This window comes from Nocardioides allogilvus (genome assembly GCF_003047285.1).
In the GTDB taxonomy this organism is placed as follows: Bacteria; Actinomycetota; Actinomycetes; order Propionibacteriales; family Nocardioidaceae; genus Nocardioides; species Nocardioides allogilvus.
On sequence record NZ_PZYX01000059.1, the window covers coordinates 1 to 607 of the forward strand.

The window sequence follows — 607 nt, forward strand, 5'->3', positions numbered from 1 at the left end:
AGTCACACGCCTAAGCGTGCTCCCACTGCTTGTACGTACACGGTTTCAGGTTCTTTTTCACTCCCCTCGCCGGGGTTCTTTTCGCCTTTCCCTCACGGTACTGGTTCACTATCGGTCAGTCAGGAGTATTAGCCTTGGAGGATGGTCCCCCCATATTCAGACAGGATACCACGTGTCCCGCCCTACTCATCGAGCTCACAGCATGTGCATTTTTGTGTACGGGGCTGTCACCCTGTATCGCGCGCCTTTCCAGACGCTTCCACTAACACACACACTGATTCAGGCTCTGGGCTGCTCCCCGTTCGCTCGCCGCTACTGGGGGAATCTCGGTTGATTTCTTTTCCTCGGGGTACTTAGATGTTTCAGTTCCCCCGGTTCGCCTCATTAACCTATGGATTCAGTTAATGATAGTGTGTCGAAACACACTGGGTTTCCCCATTCGGAAATCGCCGGTTATAACGGTTCATATCACCTTACCGACGCTTATCGCAGATTAGCACGTCCTTCATCGCCTCTGACTGCCAGGGCATCCACCGTGTACGCTTAGTCGCTTAACCTCACAACCCGAAGATGTTTCACTTCTGATTGCGAAAATTTGAGAGACTCG

1 rRNA gene is annotated in these 607 nt (G+C 52.2%); it reads right to left on the reverse strand.

The annotated features are described in order from the left end of the window. A 23S ribosomal RNA gene (locus tag C9J87_RS19420) occupies positions 1–557 on the reverse strand; the annotation flags it as partial. Positions 558–607 lie beyond the last annotated feature (50 nt).